The organism is Flavobacterium sp. (genome assembly GCF_027531905.1).
Taxonomy (GTDB): domain Bacteria; phylum Bacteroidota; class Bacteroidia; order Flavobacteriales; family Flavobacteriaceae; genus Flavobacterium.
The window spans coordinates 80177-100860 of the sequence record NZ_JAPZSU010000042.1 but is presented as its reverse complement, the minus strand read 5'-3'; the positions used below and the strand labels follow the sequence as shown (position 1 = coordinate 100860).

16 protein-coding genes and 1 pseudogene are annotated in these 20684 nt (G+C 34.7%); 5 read left to right on the top strand and 12 right to left on the bottom strand.

Annotated elements, in window-relative coordinates; all coding sequences use genetic code 11:
• Together O9307_RS11335 and O9307_RS11330 are read left to right on the top strand one after the other, a co-directional pair.
• Window positions 1-127 (top strand): annotated as a pseudogene (locus O9307_RS11335) (IS982 family transposase); the annotation flags it as partial.
• Between the two features lie 102 nt (window positions 128-229).
• Window positions 230-922 (top strand): response regulator, encoded by a 693-nt coding sequence (locus O9307_RS11330; RefSeq protein WP_298299237.1) that lies wholly within the window; start codon window positions 230-232, stop codon window positions 920-922.
• A 56-nt stretch (window positions 923-978) separates the two neighbouring features.
• On the opposite strand, the gene O9307_RS11325 is transcribed toward O9307_RS11330, so the two are convergent.
• Window positions 979-2781 (bottom strand): lysophospholipid acyltransferase family protein, encoded by a 1803-nt coding sequence (locus tag O9307_RS11325; RefSeq protein WP_064715775.1) that lies wholly within the window; start codon window positions 2779-2781, stop codon window positions 979-981.
• Between the two features lie 196 nt (window positions 2782-2977).
• Here O9307_RS11325 and O9307_RS11320 point away from each other — a divergent pair, with 196 nt between their 5' ends.
• The 3 genes from O9307_RS11320 to O9307_RS11310 all read left to right on the top strand — a co-directional run bounded on the left by O9307_RS11320 (window position 2978) and on the right by O9307_RS11310 (window position 6278).
• Window positions 2978-3739, top strand: coding sequence for an exodeoxyribonuclease III (locus O9307_RS11320; protein ID WP_298299233.1), 762 nt, complete (start codon window positions 2978-2980; stop codon window positions 3737-3739).
• 139 nt (window positions 3740-3878) lie between these two features.
• Window positions 3879-4817, top strand: a complete 939-nt coding sequence (locus O9307_RS11315) for an OmpA family protein (RefSeq protein WP_298299230.1) — start codon at window positions 3879-3881, stop codon at window positions 4815-4817.
• Between the two features lie 423 nt (window positions 4818-5240).
• Window positions 5241-6278, top strand: a complete 1038-nt coding sequence (locus tag O9307_RS11310; RefSeq protein WP_298299227.1) for an aldo/keto reductase — start codon at window positions 5241-5243, stop codon at window positions 6276-6278.
• Between the two features lie 171 nt (window positions 6279-6449).
• Here O9307_RS11310 and O9307_RS11305 read toward each other — a convergent pair whose 3' ends face one another.
• From O9307_RS11305 to O9307_RS11255, 11 genes are all read right to left on the bottom strand, one after another.
• Window positions 6450-6965 (bottom strand): PAS domain-containing protein, encoded by a 516-nt coding sequence (locus tag O9307_RS11305; RefSeq protein WP_298299223.1) that lies wholly within the window; start codon window positions 6963-6965, stop codon window positions 6450-6452.
• Window positions 6966-7057: 92 nt separating this feature from the next.
• Complete coding sequence (gene dinB, locus O9307_RS11300) at window positions 7058-8140, bottom strand: DNA polymerase IV (protein WP_298299220.1); 1083 nt, start codon at window positions 8138-8140, stop codon at window positions 7058-7060.
• A gap of 157 nt (window positions 8141-8297) precedes the next feature.
• Window positions 8298-8783 (bottom strand): septal ring lytic transglycosylase RlpA family protein, encoded by a 486-nt coding sequence (locus tag O9307_RS11295; protein WP_298299217.1) that lies wholly within the window; start codon window positions 8781-8783, stop codon window positions 8298-8300.
• 63 nt (window positions 8784-8846) lie between these two features.
• Window positions 8847-9269 carry a hypothetical protein gene (locus O9307_RS11290; RefSeq protein WP_298299214.1) on the bottom strand — a complete coding sequence of 141 codons (423 nt, stop codon included), beginning with the start codon at window positions 9267-9269 and terminating at the stop codon, window positions 8847-8849.
• 100 nt (window positions 9270-9369) lie between these two features.
• Window positions 9370-12645, bottom strand: a complete 3276-nt coding sequence (locus O9307_RS11285; protein ID WP_298299211.1) for a carboxypeptidase regulatory-like domain-containing protein — start codon at window positions 12643-12645, stop codon at window positions 9370-9372.
• Between the two features lie 310 nt (window positions 12646-12955).
• Window positions 12956-14605, bottom strand: a complete 1650-nt coding sequence (gene pgi / locus O9307_RS11280; protein ID WP_298299208.1) for a glucose-6-phosphate isomerase — start codon at window positions 14603-14605, stop codon at window positions 12956-12958.
• 122 nt (window positions 14606-14727) lie between these two features.
• Window positions 14728-15915 carry a peptidoglycan DD-metalloendopeptidase family protein gene (locus O9307_RS11275; RefSeq protein WP_298299246.1) on the bottom strand — a complete coding sequence of 396 codons (1188 nt, stop codon included), beginning with the start codon at window positions 15913-15915 and terminating at the stop codon, window positions 14728-14730.
• A 119-nt stretch (window positions 15916-16034) separates the two neighbouring features.
• Window positions 16035-16970: a tryptophan 2,3-dioxygenase family protein gene (locus tag O9307_RS11270; protein ID WP_298299206.1), complete on the bottom strand. Its 936-nt coding sequence runs from the start codon at window positions 16968-16970 to the stop codon at window positions 16035-16037.
• A 4-nt stretch (window positions 16971-16974) separates the two neighbouring features.
• Window positions 16975-17748 (bottom strand): DUF3108 domain-containing protein, encoded by a 774-nt coding sequence (locus O9307_RS11265; protein ID WP_298299203.1) that lies wholly within the window; start codon window positions 17746-17748, stop codon window positions 16975-16977.
• Between the two features lie 295 nt (window positions 17749-18043).
• Entirely contained in the window at window positions 18044-19204 is a 1161-nt protein-coding gene (gene hppD / locus O9307_RS11260) for a 4-hydroxyphenylpyruvate dioxygenase (protein WP_298299201.1), read from the bottom strand.
• A 285-nt stretch (window positions 19205-19489) separates the two neighbouring features.
• On the bottom strand, window positions 19490-20653 hold the full coding sequence (locus tag O9307_RS11255) for a homogentisate 1,2-dioxygenase (protein ID WP_298299198.1): 1164 nt from the start codon (window positions 20651-20653) through the stop codon (window positions 19490-19492).
• Window positions 20654-20684: the final 31 nt, after the last annotated feature.

Below are 20684 nucleotides of genomic sequence, written 5' to 3'. Positions count from 1 at the left end.
ACATCGATCATTTACTAACTTTTTGTCTAATCTTATCGCTGGAATAATTGCTTATAATTTTCTGCCTAAAAAGCCTTCTTTGAAATACGAAACGGTTAAAACTAACCAATTAGCGGTCTTTTATTAATCGAGTTCAGGTTAAAGGTAAATTAGAGATTAAAACAAAAGAAGGAGAAGGAACAGCTTTAACTATTGAAGTACCCATTGAACATAAAAAGGAAACAAAATAATGAATACAATACCCAGCAATACCCTTTGCATCAAAAATATTTTCATCGCAGACGACCATCCATTCATTATTCAGGGGTACAAAAATGCAATAACTCGATATCGCCCTACCGAATATGAATTTCTGATTACGCAAGCTAAAGATTGTCAATCGGGATATGAAGTAATAACAAATCCTGAAACAAAACCTTTTGATATCGCTTTTCTAGATATTAGTATGCCGATTTACGAAGAAAAAGGAATCTTTTCTGGAGAAGATTTGGCAAAACTACTAATAGAACACATGCCAGATTGCAAAATTATCTTGCTAACAATGTACACCGAAATTTTAAAGATAAAAACAATTATCAAAACCATTAATCCCATTGGATTGGTGATAAAAAATGATTTAACTTTTGATGAATTACTGTTTGCAATTGATAAAGTCATTAAAAATCAAAAATATTATAGCCAGTCTGTGCTGGAAATGATTAGTAAATTGGAGCATGTAGCCATCGAAATTGATCAGTTTGATAAAAATATTTTATTTCAATTGTCAAAAGGAACCAAAATAGCCGATATCCCTCAATATGTACCAATTCCTTCTAGTGCGATTCAAAGAAGAATAGAAGACATGAAAGTACTTTTGAAGCTTAAAGATGCTACAGACGAAGAGCTTGTAAAAGAAGCTAAATCAAAAGGGTTATTATTATAAATTCTATTTTGTTATGCATAAAAAAAAGACACTTCACAGTGTCTTTTTTTATATTCTTATTCTTCTTTGTCATTCATTTTTCGTTCCAATTCGGCTTGGTATTCTTCCATAACTGGTTTCATAGTGCTTTCTGGAATATCTTCAATTCGAATGTAAATCAATCCATCAATTGCATTGTTAAAAAGAGGATCAACGTTAAAAGCTACCAATCTTGCGTTTTGTTTGATATACTTTTTGATTAATACAGGAAGACGCAATACACCTGGCTCCAATTCGTCAATAATTTTGTCAAATTTATTCAAGTCAGCATCGGTTTCATTAAAAACAAAATCCTTATCAGCATCCTTTAGTTTTACTTTATATTCTTTTTTCGGATGAACATATTGTGCGATGTAGGGATCGTAATAATGCGATTTCATGAACTCAATCATAAGTGATTTAGAAAAATCCGAAAATTGATTACTAATACTCACTCCACCAAGTAAGTATTTGTGCTCTGGATAATGCAAGGTCGTATGAATAATTCCACGCCATAACAAAAACAAAGGCATTGGTTTTTGTTGGTATTCTTTGATGATAAATGCACGCCCCATTTCGATTGACTTATGAAGCATTTCGTGTAATTCGGGTTCAAAGCGGAACAAACCATTCAAATAGAAACCGTCCATACCGTATTTTGGGTAAATCTCACAACCCAATCCCATTCGGTAGGCTCCTGCAATTTTGTTCGTTTCATCGTCCCATAAAAAAAGATGACGATAGTATTGATCGTATTTGTCTAAATCTATAGATTCGTTGGTTCCTTCTCCTACTTCTCGAAAAGTGATTTCTCTTAATCGACCAATTTCATGAAGAATATTTGGAATGTCTTTGGCTTTTGCAAAAAACACTTCGTAATTTTTACTTTGCAGAAGTCTACAATCTAATTTTCTCAGATTGTCTACCTCTCGAATCAATTTCTCACTATTGGCTGGAGTCACAATTTTCTTTGGACTTTTATTCCCTTTAAGTGGATTGGTATTCAAGAAATTATTGTCTTTTTCGAAAGGATTGGCCAGCATATAGGTTTTCTTTCTCAAAAACTCTGAATATTCTTCAATAGATTCGTACTCATTTTGCTCTGCCACCGATATCGGTTTACCAATACGAACTTTGATGACTCTTTTCTTCTGAGTTAACAATTCCGAAGGCAATTTAGCGGTTCTTAGTGTGTCGTTTATCTTCGACAAGAAGTAAAATAATTTACTGTTTTTAGCATGAAAATAAATGGGTACCACAGGTACTTGCGCTTTTCGAATCACTTTTAATGCGCCTTCTTCCCATGGTTTGTCTACCATTAATTTGCCATCTTTATAGGTAGAAACTTCACCAGCAGGAAACATTCCCAGTGGTTTTCCGTCTTTCAAGTGACGCAACGTTTCTTTGATTCCTACTACGCTAGACTTAGCATCTTTATGGTTTTCAAAAGGATTGACCGGCATGATATAAGGTTTCATAGGATCAATGCGGTGTAATAAAAAGTTGGCAATAATTTTAAAATTAGGCTCTTTTTCGAGCATTAATTTCAGAAGTAATATGCCATCAATTCCACCTAAAGGATGATTCGAAACCGTAATATATGCCCCGTCCTTTGGTAATCTTTTAAAGTCTTCTTTAGGAATTTCAAATTTAATTTGAAACTCGTCCAATATAGCATTTAAGAATTCAACATCACTCAAATGTTTATTCCTGTCGTAGATTTTGTTTAATGTAGAGATTTTAAGAACTTTCATCAGCAACCAACCCGAGAAAGTACCAAAAACGCCGTACTTATCCGTATTTATTGCTTTTGCAACTTCTTTTGCGGTAACTAAACCCATTTCTTTATTGTTTTAAAGCAAGACGCAAAGATAGAAAAAAAGGCTAATTTATTCGGGTTTATTCAAACAATCTTCTACTTTTTTACTACTTTTGAAATCCGCAAAAATCTTACTTTTTTATTTTGAAATAAGATAAAATGTAAGCAAAAACCATCTTTTTGTTCATTTTTTTATAAAGAAATTTAATACATCCCGTATGAAAATCATCTCTTACAACGTCAACGGAATTCGCGCTGCCATCACCAAAGGGTTCTTAGAATGGTTACAACAAGCCAACCCCGATGTTATTTGCCTTCAAGAAATAAAAGCCAACGAAGATCAAATACCCGTTGCCGAAATCGAAAAAGCAGGTTATCCGTATCAATACTATTTCTCAGCTACCAAAAAAGGGTATTCTGGCGTAGCTATTTTATCCAAAATCAAACCAAATGCGGTGACTTACGGAACCGGAATCGAGCACATGGACTTCGAAGGGCGCAACCTCAGAGTAGATTTTGATGATTGTTCTGTGATGAGTCTCTACTTGCCTTCAGGAACCAATATCGAGCGATTAGACCACAAATTCAAGTACATGGATGATTTTCACGATTACATCAACGAACTAAAAAAAGACATCCCTAATCTTATTATCTGTGGTGATTACAACATTTGCCATAAACCCATCGATATTCACGATCCTATTCGCAACAAAAACGTTTCGGGTTTCCTTCCAGAGGAGCGCGCTTGGTTGGATAAATTTATTAATTCAGGGTTCATCGACAGTTTCCGTCATTTCAATCAAGAACCCCATCAGTATTCGTGGTGGAGTTACAGAGCAGGAGCGCGTGGCAATAACAAAGGCTGGCGTATCGATTACAACTTGGTGAGCGACTCTCTACAACATAAACTCAAAAGAGCCGTTATTCTACCAGATGCCATGCACTCCGATCATTGCCCCATTTTAGTTGAACTAGAATAATTTTAAGGAGCTAATCCTGCTGTCCACTATATCTTGCTGGGCGAACCCCGCCCAGCAAGGATGCCGTTCCCATCAGGGCTAGGCATAGGACATCAAACAATCATCTTACATAAAATTAATATAGTTTAAATTCAACCCCATGATTAAAAAAACCTTCCTTGGACTAACACTGCTGCTCTTAGCCAGTTCCTGCGTGTCCAAAAAAATCTACAACGAGCTAGAAAACAAATTAGCCAATCTTCAAAAAGAACACGCCGATTTAACCAACGAAAATGGCGAATTACAAAAAGCAAAAACACAATTAGAATCCGAAAAAGAAGGATTGACCGCTGAGTTAAATAAAACCAAATCCGATTTAGAAAAGCTAAAAGCAGACTATGCCGCAGCACAAAACAAATACAAAGTACTTCAAGATTCGTATGCTGCACTAGAGAAAAATAGTGGAGAAGCTTTGCAAGCCAACTTGAAGAAAAATCATGAACTTCTTGCCGAGCTTGATGCCAAAAGTAAAGCCTTGGCTATTGAAAAAGAGCGTTTGAGCAAAAGCGCTCAGCGTTTGCAAGAATTAGAAGACTTGATTGCAGCCAAAGAAGCCGCTATGAAAAAACTAAAAGATACACTTTCCAAAGCCTTGAATGGTTTTGAAGGAAAAGGCCTGACCGTTGAGCAAAAAAACGGAAAAGTTTACGTTTCAATGGAGAACAAATTATTGTTCAATTCTGGTAGTTGGGCTGTAGGTTCCGAAGGGAAAAAAGCAGTGGTAGAAGTTGCCAAAGTATTGGGCGACAATCCAGATATTGCTGTTTTAATCGAAGGGCATACAGATGATGACGGTTTCAAAGGGTCAGGACCAATCGCGGATAACTGGGATTTGTCTACCAAAAGAGCCACAGCTATAGTGGCTATTTTGAGCGAAAACAAAAAAGTAAACAAGCAAAACCTAACAGCAGCTGGTCGTAGCGAATATGCTCCCTTACTGAGCAACGCCACCGCCGAAGGAAAAGCCAAAAACCGTAGAATCGAAATTATTCTGACACCACGTTTGGACGAAATCTCAAAAATGTTAAACGAGTTTTAGAAAAAAACTCATCTAAAATTTATTTACAAAAGGCTCATCAATTTATGGTGAGCCTTTTGTGTTAAACCGATTTGTTGTTCAAGGCACGTTTAATGTAATAACTCATAATGCCTAAAATAGGGAATGAGATTATGATAAAGAGCCAAAAAGGCAGGCCATATTTTTTCTCTTTCTTTACGATTTGTGATGCAGTGAATAACAATACTAAACCATATAGTACTATTGCTATAGTAATTTCAAAAGAACTTATTTTCCCCATGTGATTATATTAATGAAGTAAATTTAATGTTTTATAATAAATGGATTAAGAAAAAACATCATTCAGGTTTAAATCCTTTTGTGTTAAAATTAACGAATGTCCAACTTTTATCGGAAAACTAATTTTTACCTTTGGCTTCTTAGTTTTCTAAATTTTCAAAATCAATGAAATATACCACTTTACCCAATACCGATATTCAAGTCAGTAAAATTTGTTTAGGCACTATGACTTTTGGTCAACAAAATACAGAAGCCGAAGGACACGCTCAAATGGACTATGCTTTAGAACAAGGCGTTAACTTTTTCGATACGGCCGAGATGTACTCAGTACCAGCGCGTCAAGAAACCTATGGCAGCACCGAACGCATTTTAGGAACTTGGTTCCAAAAAACAGGCAATAGAGACAAAGTGGTTTTGGCTACAAAAATTGCGGGGCCAAATCCTAACTTTACCTATATGCGTGAAAAGAATGATTTTTCTCCAGCGAGTATTCAATATGCTTTAGACAAAAGTTTAGAGCGTTTACAAACAGATTATATCGATTTGTACCAATTGCATTGGCCAGAACGTAAAACCAATTTTTTTGGACAACGCGGTTTTAAAGTACAAGACGATGCTTGGGAAGACAACATTCACGCAGTTTTAGAAACATTGAACGGTTTTATCCAACAAGGAAAAATAAAACATATCGGATTGTCGAATGAAACGCCGTGGGGAATCATGCGCTTTTTGGAAGAAAGCAAATACCATAATTTGCCAAGAATCAAAACGGTTCAAAATCCCTATTCGTTGTTGAATCGTTTATACGAAAATGGTTCGGCAGAGATTGGAATTAGAGAAAATGTGGGACTTTTGGCCTATTCGCCAATGGCATTTGGGGTGTTGTCGGGTAAATTTTTAACAGGAGAAGCACATCCTAACGCAAGAATCAATTTGTTTCCTCAATTTTCAAGATACAACAGCGAACAATCGGCTGCGGCTACGCGTTTGTACCACGAAATTGCACAGCAAAACGGATTGACGCTAACACAATTGGCCTTAGCTTTTATCGAGCAACAACCTTTTGTAACTAGTACTATTATTGGCGCAACAACAATGGATCAATTAAGGGAAAACATCGATACAATCAACGTAACATTAAGCGAAGAACTACTTCAAGCGATTGATGGAGTTCAGGCAAAAATTCCAGACCCAGCGCCTTAAAAACAAGAAAATAAACTGTTACCAAAAGTAATTTTGCGAAGAAAATTTTGGAAATACAAAGAACCAAATAGGCTATGCTTTTGGCAGACTTCATCAAAGGAAACAGGGCATGAAAAATCAAAAAGGTTTGTTGAACAAAGACATAAAGCTGTTCGAAAAGGACAGCTTTATTTATATAGATTGTTCAAAAGCTATAAAATGTGTATGCTCCCCTTTTTTATTAAAAATAGGATAACTTCTAATTAAACAATCGTAGGTTTTTCCATTCTTTTTGTAATTAATAACCCTGGATTCAAAAGGCAATTTTTGATCAATTTTTTCACGAATCTGCCTTGAAATGAATTGATTTGTTTTCGCGCCATGAAACATTTTGGGGCTATTCCCTAAAACTTCTTTTTCTGTATAGCCATTCATTTTTGATAAATTATTAGACGCAAAAACAATTTTTAAATTAACATCAGTTACTACAACTACTTCGTCTAAAAGGGAATTCCTTAAATTTTCGTTGTTTAATTCAGAAGTATTTTGAGGCAAAATAGTATGTAATCGATTAAAATCATTAAAAGATTTTTTAACATTTCCCAAAAATTCTTCGTGAAAACTCATCGATAAAATCGAGGTAGTTTTTAAAGCTAAAGTGTTAAAATACTTGGCTTTAGCATTTTCATAGTCACTAATATTCAACATTTTCAAGTAATTTAATTTGTCAAATGTAACTGATTTAAAAAATCTACCGATACAATTTTTATCATTTAACTGTTGTTGAACGTCATCAAATTTTAAAAATCAAATTGAAGTTGAATTACTACCGTTTTTTTTTGTTCTGTATTTAAATTACTCAGCGCGATCCCCAATAACCGCACTGACTCTTTTAATCGTTCCTGATAGAGTAGCTCTTTGACTATCTCAAAAATTAAATTTCTATCCGAGACAAAATAAGGCATCGTTTTACTCCTTGTTTGCTGCGAAAAATCGCTGTATTTAATCTTTAAGGTGATAGTTTTGCCAGAAATAGCATGTTTTTGTACTCTTTTTTCTAAATGGCCAGCAATACTTTCTAATTGTTCGAGCATAAAAATTTCAGAAGACAAATTCACATCAAAAGTATGCTCTGCTGCAACCGATTTAGTAGTTCTTTTGGGCTGAACTGGACTATTATGAATTCCTCTTACCACATTGTAGTAATAACTCCCTGATTTACCAAAATGCTGTTCTAAAAATTGGAGATCTTTACGTTTTAAATCTAATCCGGTAAAAATACCCAATTGATACATTTTTTCGGTAGTGACCTTGCCTACTCCATAAAACTTTTGAATGGGTAAATTTTCAAGAAACGGAATAATATCATCACCACTAACGGTTGTTTGCCCATTGGGTTTGTTGAAATCACTTGCTACTTTGGCAATGAATTTATTTACAGAAATTCCAGCAGAAGCGGTAAGCCCTACTTCATTCAAAATACGCGTTCGGATTTCTTTTGCTAACAAAGTCGCACTAGGATTTCCTTTTTTATTTTGAGTTACATCCAAATAAGCTTCATCCAAAGAAAGAGGTTCCACAAGATCTGTATACTCATAAAATATGCGCTGAATTTGTCTTGAAATTTCTTTATATCGATCAAATCGAGGTCGCACAAAAATCAATTCAGGGCAGTATTTTTTGGCTAAAACCCCACTTAAGGCACTTCGAACCCCAAACTTTCTGGCTTCATAACTAGCTGCTGAAACTACCCCTCTATTTTCATTCCCACCAACTGCAATTGGTTTACCTTTCAAAGAAGGATTATCCATTTGCTCTACAGACGCATAAAAAGCATCCATATCAATATGAATAATTTTTCGTTGAAAAGTAGTAGCATCCATAGGTCAAATATATTCAAAAACAGTAAAAAAAAAGCTCAATATAGATCATAAAAAAACCTAGAACTATAAAAATTCTAGGCTTTAATTTAGGAAGGGCAATACTTTATTATTTGTGATTTGCCCTTACATATGTTAATCTTGGTTTATACTAATGCTGTTATCTTTTTACAATTGTTTCTATCGTTACTTTCATTGAACCTGATCCTTTAGAAGATGCAATAGCCATGAATGCTTTTTTAGATAAATCAATTTCTCTTGATCTTACAAAGGGTCCTCTGTCATTAACCTCCACAATTACGGATTTTCCATTGGCTTCATTAGTTACTCTAATTTTTGATCCAAATGGAAGCTTCTTGTGAGCTGCTGTCATTTTATGCATGTCAAAACGCTGACCACTTGCTGTCTTTCTCCCATGAAACTTATCAGCATAATAGGAGGCATGACCATTTTTTTTATAGAGGACATATTTTACATTAGGTTCAAAAACGGTATCTTTTATCGTTGTTGAAGGCAAAAGATTGGTTTTATCTTTTTTTATTGTGTCCTTGCTAATGGTTCCTTTTTCTTTTACAGCAGAAGGCTCTTGACTATATATCAATCCAATGACTGTCAATAAAAAAAGCATCGCTAATAACTTTTTCATGCAAACTTTTTTAAATTAATATTGTTTTAAAACTTACTGTATAAATACCAGTAGTTTTAAAAATTAAAGCCATAGTGACCAAGGAATTCTGCTCAAAATAAGAAGCAATCCAATACCGTAAAAAACAGCAAAGGTTTTGAATTTAGCTGAAGAATCGGTTAATTTTTTATGTTTTGACCAACCTACAGTAATTAAGACAATTGCAATAACATTAATTAAAGGATGCTCTAATGAAGTTAAACGCAAAGCTTTATCAGACATCTGTCCGAATGAAGCTAACCCTAATGGAGAAACAAAATACGTTATCAAACCAATAACGAGTTGAAGGTGAGTGAAAATCAAAGCAAACAAGCCTATTTTACGATCTTTTGCAGTAAATTCTTTTTTGGAAGTAAAGCCTAGTAGCGCATTTACCACTGCTATTACTAAAATCAACAAAACTAAGTAGGCCCAGCCTGAGTGAAATTTTTGTATAAATTCGTACATATTCTATCTGTTTTAGAATTTCAAATATATGAAAAAAAGAGGTAAAAAAAACCCTCATGTCATTTTGAATGAGGGTTTTTATGAATTTAAAAATCAGACACTAGTTAAAAGTATAACGAACACCTGTTTGAATCTGCCATCTAGAAGAGTTAAGTCCTACATCATCAACTTGGTTAATATTGTTAGCAACTGATGGATTATAATTAAAAGTTGGTGTACTTGTACCAGTAACAAATCCAACTTGTTGCAATAACAACACTTGATCATTGCTTACAAAATAACGTTTCCCCCAATTTTTATTTAACAAGTTTGTAAAATTAAATATATCAGCAGTAAATGATAAAGTATGTTTCTTTTTACCAACATTTATAGTAAAATCTTGTGCAATTTTTAAATCCACAATATGGCTCGTTTTTAAACGATCACCATTTCTTTCAACATAATTCCCTTTTCTACTTCTAAGATATTTATCACCCTCAATGAAGGCACTTAAAGCTTCCCATTGTTGATCTGGCGTTAACGTATTTCCAGAAACGGTCACCAAATTAATCTCGCTTTTATTTGCAGGCACATAAATTAAAGCTGAATTTTGGAATGTGTCTTGCAATAAACGACCATTGTCATTATATACATAACTAAATGGAGTACCTTGAGCACCTTCATAAAATGCACCTATAGTAGTTTTGGTAAAATTAGACCATTTAAATGTCGCAGTTCCATTAACCACTACTCTTCTACCTTGATCGAAATCAGATCTTGAAACGGTTGGATAGTTAGCTCCGTTAACAGTTTCTGTAAAATTCCATTGTGAACTGTTTTGAGAAGAAGTTGCATCAACTAAAACTGTTGATTTACCATAAGAATAAGTACCTGAAATACTTCCATCTATAAAATCAGATCTGAAATTTTTAGCCAAAGTAAATGAATAATTGTAAGCACTACCCTCGCTTGTATTAGAAGCTAAAAATACTCCCAAATAAGTATTATCTACTCTACTATTGCCGTTATAACGAGGTCTTGTATCCGGTCCAGTTAAATTACTAGACGCTGATCTTATATTTAAATTTTCATACTTAATTGCATAAATATTAGCATTGTAAGTAATTTCAGAGCTTAAAACAAAACCAAAAGGAAGTTTTTGATCAACTGCAAAACTTGATTTAAAAACTTGTGGTAATCTAAAATCTTTTGCAAAAAGATCTATATTTCCCCCTTTTCCACCACTACCTGGACGAGGTACAGATGCTGGAAGTCCAGTCATTTGACTATCAACAGTTGGATTAGGGTTAAATGTCGGTACTGTAGCTGCTGTAGTTAATTGTACTGAACCTTGTGTAATTCCATTATTATTGTAAGTTCCTCCAGGCCAAACAAGTGGTAATCTCGAAGTAAATACCCCTAATCCTCCTCTAATCTGCGTTGATTTATTACCATTTACATCATAGTTGAATCCTAAACGTGGCGCAACATGCACCGTATTTGCAATTGCTTGCCCAACTCGTGCACCTTTTAGGTCTTTCCCTGCAGCTTGCAACAACCCAACTGTACGATTATTAAAATCATCATTTACTAAACCATTTTCCCAAACTGGCATATCAAGTCTAAGTCCAAATGTAAGCCTGAAATTATCTGACACTTTCATTTCATTTTGAACATACACTCCAAATTGTTTGGCTCCAAATTCTGCTGCACCTTGAGAATTATCACCATCACCACCTATCAATGAATAATTCAAAAGGTATCTATTAGCCTTTCTATCATTCATAAAATCGTCGAAGTTACTAAATCTATATGATCCAAAATTATTATTAAAAAAAACATTCTTGGACTTAGAAAATTCATTATGTGTACCTATAGTAATTGTATTAATACCTGATTGTATTTCAAAATTATCAGTAATTGTCAACACATCTTGGTTTAACAAGTTGGCTGTAGAGGCACCTTCCGCTCCAAAGAAAATACTTCCTGGACCATCTACTATCTGAACCGTAGGGAAAGGAGAACCTGATGCATCACGATTGTCACGAACTCCGGTGTAAGCCACAACTAAATTATTTGAAAATTTATTACCAAATTTGGAGCTTAACTCTAGGGAGGTTGAATTTGTAGTTGAGTTAAAAAGCTGACTACCATTTATAAAGCTAATCGCAGTAGCAGAAGATCTATTAGGAGAAAAGTTTTCAGCTTTAACATAACTATGTTTAAGGGACAGTTTATGGTTGTCATTAATATTCCAGTCTAATTTTGCAATTAACTTATCGCTTACCAAAGTTCTCACATTATTCTCGTATGAACCCGGATCATAACCATATGTAGCTAGCTTTGTTCTTAATTGCTCAATTCTTGTTAAAGCAGTTTGAGGATTAAATGGAGTTCCACCAATACTTCCTGTATACGTTGCAATATCAAAAGGTTGTGGCGTTTCGTTATCTTGTCTTTCATAGTTAACAAAATAAAACAACTTGTCTTTCAAAATTGCACCACCTGCACGAACTCCATAAGTTTGCGCAGAAAAATCTGCTAATTTTTGTCTTCCATTTGTTCCTGCCAATGACGGTGGTGTTTTTGCTGCTAAATTCTCATCTCTATTCAAGAAATAAGCCGAACCTTCAAAATTATTTGTACCAGATCTTGTAATTGCACTAATAGCTCCACCTGCAAATCCAGATAGTTTAACATCAAATGGAGAAACACTTACTTGAAACTGCTCAATTGCATCAATTGAAATAGGACTTACTCCTGTTTGTCCTCCATTGGTTCCATTTGCAGCCAAACCAAAAACATCATTACTTACTGCACCATCAATATAGATTGCATTAAATCTATTATTTTGTCCTCCAATAGAAAGTACATCATCACCTCTTAATTGAGCTTGTGGTGTCAATCTAGCAAAATCAGAAATATTTCTAGAAAGCGATGGCAAAGCATTAATTTTTCTAGAATCAACAACTGTTTGAGAACCTGTTCTTTTAGAATTAAAAGTATTATCTTTCGAAGACTTAACTACTACTTCCTTTAATTCATTAGAGTCACTCACTAAAGATACCTTGATACTTTTTGACTCTCCTAATTGAAGATTTATATCATTATCTTTATATGGTTTAAAACCTACATAAGAAATCGTGATTTCATAAGGTCCCCCAACTCTCATATTTGAGATTCTATAATTCCCTGTAAAATCAGTAGTTGTACTGTAACGAGTTCCTGAAGGTGTATGTACCGCCAAAATTGTTGCCCCCGGCAATGGTTGTGGATTCTTTTCATCATCAAAGACTACACCATTAATCGAAGAGGTAGTATTTCCTTGTCCATAAACATTTGGATTTGTAAATACAAAAAATGCAAATAATAAAAATAACTTGAATAGATTTCTCATGCTTTTTGGTTTGATTAATATTCTTCGCAAAATTCTAACTTTTAAGACAATCTTATGTTAACTTAATGTTAATAAGAATCGACTAAGCCTTCATTTATAAACAATTAACACATTAAGTGGTTTTATGTTAAAAAAATGAAAAAACATTATGAATGCATAGTATTTTTAAAATTATGTGCTTTTTGAATCATTTTTATTTGATTTAACACTTAAAAATTGCTAGTTGTTCTATCCTTTGACAAACTAAATCTAAAAAAAAACCTCGAATAAGTTACTATTCAAGGTTTCTTCTTAACATAATATTTTAGTGCTATTTTTTCTTATTCTTAAGAAAATGATTCAATAAAAAAGATGTTGAACTGTCGTGGTTTTTCACTTGTTCTGTTTCTATTTCTTCTAAAATAGAATTAGCCAATTGTTTTCCTAATTCCACTCCCCATTGGTCAAAACTAAAAATGTTCCAAACAACTCCTTGTACAAAAATTTTGTGCTCATACATTGCAATCAAGGCACCCAAAGATCTTGGAGTAAGCTTTTGAATCAAAATAGTATTGGTTGGTTTGTTTCCAGTAAAAACTTTAAAAGGTAAAAGATAAGAAGCTCTATCGGCAGCAAGTCCTTGCTTATCAAATTCTGCTTGTACCTGAGCTTGGGTTTTACCATGTAATAATGCTTCGGTTTGAGCAAAGAAATTAGACATTAATTTGTCATGATGATTCCAATCGCCATACAAAGGTTCTACAAAACCAATAAAATCAGAAGGAATCAATTTAGTTCCTTGATGAATTAATTGAAAGAAAGCATGTTGTGCATTGGTCCCTGGTTCTCCCCAAATTATGGTACCTGTTTGGTAATTCACTGGTTTACCATCTCGCCCTACACTTTTACCGTTACTTTCCATCGTTCCTTGTTGTAAGTAAGGTGCTAATTTTTGTAAATATTGCGTATACGGAATCAATGCTTCGCTTTCTGCACCAAAGAAATTATTATACCAAACACTCAACAGCCCTAAAATAACAGGGATATTTTTTTCGAAAGTAGTGGTTTTAAAATGTTCATCCATTTCATTGGCTCCACCTAATAAAGCTTCATAATTGTCATAACCAACTGCCAAGCTAATAGACAATCCTACAGCACTCCATAACGAAAATCTTCCTCCAACCCAATCCCACATTGGGAATACATTATCAGGATTGATACCAAATTCAGTAACTTTTTGAAGGTTTGTAGATACCGCCACAAAATGTTTCGCAACATCTTCTTGTGTAGCCGATTGTAAAAACCATTTTCTGATGGTTTCAGAATTCGTCAACGTTTCTTGTGTAGTAAATGTTTTAGAAACAATTACAAACAAAGTCGTTTCTGGATTTAATTTTTTAATAATCTCATTAGCGTGATCCCCATCCACATTCGAAACAAAATGAACGTTCAAATGATTTTTATAGAATTGTAAGGCTTCAACTGCCATCACAGGCCCTAAATCCGAACCTCCAATTCCTATATTTACAATATCTGTAAAAGCTTTTCCGGTGTACCCTTTACGGATTCCTGAAACCACCTCGTTGGTAAACGTTTTTATTTTCGCTTTTACTTCATAAACTTCAGGAATCACATTTACACCTTCAACATTTATAACTGCATCTGCTTTGGCTCTAAGTGCTGTGTGCAAAACTGCACGATTTTCTGTTTGATTGATTAATGCCCCTTCAAAATAATCTGAAATAGCCGATTGCAAACCACATTCATTAGCCAATTCGACTAATAACTGAATAGTCTCTTTATCTATATTATTTTTGGAATAATCTACTAAAAAGTCTTCCCAAATGATGTTGAATTGCTCTGCTCTGTTAGTCTCTTTCTGAAACAACTCTTGCAATGTAACTGATTTTAATTCAGCAAAATACTTTTGTAATTTTTCCCAAGCTATAGTTTGGGTTGGATTGATTGTATGTAAGGCCATGTGCTTAAATTTAATGCATTTTTAATAGATGCAAAATTAAGCAATTAACTTTAAATTGATGGTTATCCTTAGTTTAAACAAACAACAATCTACGAAAACGATATAATAAAAATGAAGGTAGTTTATAAATTGGCTACACTATCCAATTCAAACTTTAAGGGCCTTATTTGTTTGAAAAAACGTTCTTTGGCCACTCCGCTTAAAGGCTCTCCATTGGGCAACTTCAAACGCAAAGGATCTACTTGCACTCCATTCTTCCAAAAGCGATAGCACACGTGTGGTCCTGTTGCTAATCCTGTACTTCCAACAAGTCCAATTGGCTGTCCTTGGGTTACTCGTTGTCCTCTTCGCACTAGAATTCTAGACATATGTAGATATTGTGTAGCGTATGTACCGTTATGTCTAACTTTTACAAAATTACCATTCCCAGCAGTATACCCAGTTTGCTCAACCACTCCAGAAGCTGTTGTTGTAATTGGTGTTCCATGAGGGGCGGCATAATCAGTTCCTTTGTGGGCTTTCCACGTAAGTTGAACAGGATGAAATCGATTTGCTGAAAAACGAGAAGACAATCTGCTAAATTTAATAGGTGTTTTCAAAAAGAAATTTTTCAAGCCTTTCCCCTCTTCGTCATAATACTCAATTCTATTAGAAGAAGGATTGGCTACAAATGGAAAAGCATAAATAATTTTCCCTTTGTATTCAAAAAATGAAGCTTCTAAGCTATCAACACCATCATAAATTGAGTCATTAATGTAACGCTCTGTGAATGTTATCGCAAAACGATCCCCTCTTTTTAATTTAAAAAAATCAATAGACCAAGCATAAATTTTTGCAATTCTGCTAGCCAAACCGCCTTCAACTTTGGCACTTTCTAGCGTTTCAGAAAGGGAACTTTTCAAAACACCACCTATGGTTCTTCTTTTGATGGTGATGGGTTTTGTTTTTTTGTAAGCTTTTGCTATTGAATCTCTAAAATCAACCACATAATAATGAAGAGCATCGGGCTGATATACAAAAACAAGTAAATCTTTAGTTTTATTTTTAGAACGTAAAAGTGTGTAGGGCTTATTGTTTCGTATGGTTCTTACATCAAATGAATCCTTGATTTGTTCTACTAATTCAAATACTTTTTTGTTACCAATATTTTGTTTTTGAATAATACTTCCAAATGTATCGCCACTTTTTAATGTATCATGCACCACATTAAAATCAGAATAAGTAAATCCGAACTCTTTCTTTTTAGAAACGGGTTTTGTTTTGACTTCACTCCAAACTTCTTCATTTTTGGTACATGAAAAAAAAACCAAGGAACATAACAAAAGGATTGCGAAACGTTTCAATATAATGCTTATTTATTCAATTATTTTAATTCATTTAGTTGAGGCGATTTGATCAAATCAAAAATCTATTCCTTATAAATGCAAGATTATTGTTCAACTCCCCAATTGGCCAACTCGTCTGCACTCCATAATTCAGGAAAAAATATACGTCTTTGATATTTTGGATGCATGTATTTTTTCCAATCGCTTCCACCTGTCGCTTCTCCATCTCCCAAGCCACTTGACTCTATATATTTTTTGGCTGTATTCAAATGTTGCATTACCCAAGTAACATTTACCGTATAATCATACTCTCTCATGGCTTGCACAAGTTCTGGATTTTGCTGGTCTTGATCTGGTAGCTGCTTGAATTTTTGCCAAAGATTAATCGTATTATACTCTTTCATTTGAGTAAGAAATGAAGCTTTATATTTTCGTTCAAATTCTTGCAATAAGTACGATTTCCCTCCCGTTTCGTGATCTTTACCAGCCGCCTGCCAATACAAATGTTCAAAAGCGTGTTCAAAAGGAGTATTACGATCAATGGTTGCTCTAAATCTAGCATCAATCAAGTTGATTAAATCGGTTGAAGCAAATTCAATCATTCGGTATTGCGCACTTTGAAAACCACTTGCAGGCGTCAGAGTATTTCTAAATTTCATGTATTGCTCTACTTCCATTCCGTCTCCCATAATATCGAATGAAGTAGTCAGCATCGTAAAATAACGACTCACTCGCATTAGTCTTTCGGTAAAAAAAGCCGTCTGAATTTGTTCGCAATAAGAGATTTGCTGCATTTCCCAAAGAATCATTTTGAACAACAATTCATTGACTTGATGGTACATAATAAATACCATTTCGTCAGGCAAAGTAGTGCGTTGTATTTGCAAATTCAACAGCGCATCCGTTTGAATATAATCCCAATAGGTGATTGGTTTAGACCAAAGTAAACCTTCCAAATGTGTCTCTGTTTTTTGATGGATTCCTTTGAATTTTTGGTCAATATCTTCTAAAATGGAAGCGGTGTTTTCTGAAATAGTCATTCTTTTAATTTACTTTTATCTTAAACGGATGTTTTAGTCCTTTATAGGCATCTAAATCGGCTTTTATAGCACCAACAGCTAACTCGGCTTTAATTCGTAAAGGGATTTTGTTTTCATCATTTGAAATCCAAACCGTCAAACTCTCTTTCTCTTTAAAGACACGGCCAGATTGCACCAAGGGGCGAAATATCATCGCTGAAATCACGCCAAATTTAGTTGTAATATCTTCACGACCTAAGAATTTTAACTTAAACTTTGTAGTTTCATCGTCAAAAAACATATCAATCGCCACAGACTCCCCTACTTTCAATTTGTCGATAGTAGGATAATTTCTGAGATAATAAAAAGTAGAAACGATGTCTTGAGTGCCTCTGGGAAAAGAAAATGTTTTTTCATTTTTATTTTTATAATCTTTCACCACAATTTTATTGGTAGCTTGATTAAAAAAACCTTCTTGATTTTTGGTATACCCGCCTTCGTCTATTTTTCGAACAAATTGGTAGGGATATCCAGTCGTTTTATCGAAATAGCTTTCGTATAAATCATCCACTTTAAAAAAGAAACGAGACATCCCAGTAGTATATCCTTTACCCACAACATGGTAAACGGATTTTTGATTAATTACCGCATCTTTGACTTCTAATGTGGCAAACCCGGCGTTTATAAAACCATAATGTATCCTGAATTTGAACCATTCCCCCGAATCGAAAGCAGATGAATCCTGAGAATCGAAGCTGACTGTAATGACCAACAAAAAGAGTAATAGTAGTTTTCTCATTCGTTAAATTTTGAGCTTTATAGAGATTCTCTTGGCAAAAATGATTCCAAATGTATTAAAACAAAAAAACCCAGTCAAATTAATGACTGAGTTTTTATGCTATTAACTAACCAAAAAACTATAAATTATGAAATTTATAATACCCATGAAAGGAAACCACCCCTTTCATTTGTGAGTACAAAGATAAAACACAAATCCATATTTTTTGGGCTAAAAATTGAGTTTAACACAACATTTGCAAAAAATTAGCTTTTGTTTTGGTTATTTTTTTTGATTATGCAAAAAAAATGGATTTTTACAGCGTTCCTCGCAATTGTTGCTCTCTTTCGATGGATTCGAATAAAGCTTTAAAGTTACCTGCACCAAATCCTTTGGCACCCATTCGCTGAATAATTTCAAAAAACAAAGTAGGACGGTCTTCAACAGGTTTGGTAAAGATTTGTAATAAATACCCATCTTCATCAGCATCCACCATAATGGCTAGCTTTTCGATAACCGCTAAATCTTCTTTCATCATGCTCATGTGTTCGCCCAAACGTTCTGGAATGGCTTGGTAATACGCATGAGGTGGCGCTGATAAAAATTCTACACCACGAGCTCTAAGTTCAGTAACAGTGGTAATAATATCATCAGTAGCAATGGCAATGTGCTGCACACCTGCTCCTTCATAAAAATCTAAATACTCTTCTATTTGTGAACGCTTGTTTCCTTTGGCCGGTTCGTTGATTGGGAATTTAATTCTTCCGTTACCATTACTCATTACTTTACTCATCAAAGCAGAATACTCGGTATGGATTTGTTTGTCATCAAAAGAAAGGAAATTCACAAATCCCATCACTTCTTCGTACCAATTTACCCAAACATTCATTTGGTTCCAACCCACATTTCCTACCATATGGTCGATGTATTTTAGTCCAACAGAAGTTGGGTTATAATCCGATTTCCATTCTACAAAACCTGGAAGAAAAGCACCAGTGTAATTTTTACGCTCTACAAACATATGAACGGTCTCGCCATAAGTATAGATTCCAGCGCGAACTACTTCTCCGAATTCGTCTTTCTCAACCGTAGGTTCCATATAGACTTTTGCGCCACGTTTGGTGGTTTCTTCAAAAGATTTACGAGCATCTTCTACCCAAAGCGCGACGATTTTAACTCCGTCACCGTGTTTTTTTACGTGTTCTCCAATTGGAGATTCGCTAGTTAAAGCAGTGGTCAAGACCAAACGGATTTTGTCTTGTTTTAACACATAAGAAACTTTGTCTCTTGAACCTGTTTCTAAACCGCAATACGCGTGCGATTGAAATCCGAAAGCGGTTTTATAAAAATGAGCCGCTTGTTTGGCGTTACCCACATAAAATTCTACGTAGTCGGTTCCCATTAAAGGAAGGAAATCTTGTGCTCCTTCAAATATTTTTTCTAGTCCGTATTCTACTGATTGTACTTCTTTTGCCATAATTAAGCCCCCTAACCCCCAAAGGGGGAATTCCTATTAGGGGTAAATAGGATTTATAGTTAAATTGATTTAAAAATTTTATTTTGGAATAATTGATATTATCCCCCTTTGGGCAATGTCATTAAGTTAAGAGATTTTAGATTGAAGATTAACGGTTCTTGATTTTAGATTTTGGAGCGAATGAATAAAATCATACGATTTTCTGTGTTTTATATATCAGCAATCAAAAATCGTTAATCCTTTTTGCATTTATTCCTTAACTTTATGACATTCCCCCATTGGGGGCTAGGGGGCTTCCACCCAAGATTTGTAGTACTGTCCGTCATCAAGACCCATTGCTTCTTCGGTAACCATTAAAGGGCGAAACGTATCGACCATAACGGCTAATTCTTGTGTGATGGTTTGACCGATGCTTCGCTCCATAGCTCCTGGCGCTGGTCCGTGAGGAATGCCTTTTGGATGCAAAGTGATATGACCTTGTTCGATATTATTACGACTCATAAAATCGCCATCTACGTAATACAGAACCTCATCGCTATCGATGTTGCTGTGATTGTAAGGCGCAGGAATAGATTTTGGATGGTAATCGTACAAACGAGGCACGAAAGAACACACTACAAAAGTAGCCGTCTCGAAAGTTTGGTGTACTGGTGGCGGTTGGTGCACACGACCAGTTATAGGCTCGAAGTTGTGAATGCTAAAGCCATAAGGAAAGTTATAGCCGTCCCAACCAATAACGTCGAAAGGATGCGTGGCATAAACCACTTCGTGCATCATCCCTTCTTTTTTGATTTTGATTAAGAAATCGCCTTTTTCGTCGTGCGTTTCTAATTCGGTTGGCAATTTGAAATCGCGTTCACAAAAAGGAGCGTGTTCTAAATGCTGACCCGATTCGTTTTTGTATCGTTTTGGTGTATAGAAAGGCGCGAAAGATTCTACATAAAACAAGCGATTCTCGGTAGTATCAAAATCGATTTGATAAATCATTCCACGAGGGATGATAAGATAATCTCCATACTCGAAAGGAATGTTACCCATCATCGTTCTTAGCGTTCCACTTCCTTTGTGGATGAAAATCATTTCATCGGCATCGGCATTTTTATAAAAATAAGAGCGCAAGGATTCTTTTGGAGCGGCCAAACCAATGGTACAATCTTTATTGACCAACATGGGTTTGCGACTTTCTAAGAAATCATTTTCGGGTAACAATTCAAACCCTTTTAGCAATAACGATTTGATGTTTTTACCGATAGCAATTTTGGGTTCTACCGAATAAGAATTTAGTATTTCTTTGACCTGAGTAGGTCTGTGTACATGATATAATAGTGACGAATGACCGTGAAAACCTTCGGTACCGAATAATTGCTCGTAATACAATCCACCATCAGGTTTCTCGAATTGTACGTGGCGTTTTTGAGGAAAATCTCCTAGTTTATGATATATTGGCATTTTTTAAAAAATTTAGATTCAACCTAATTGT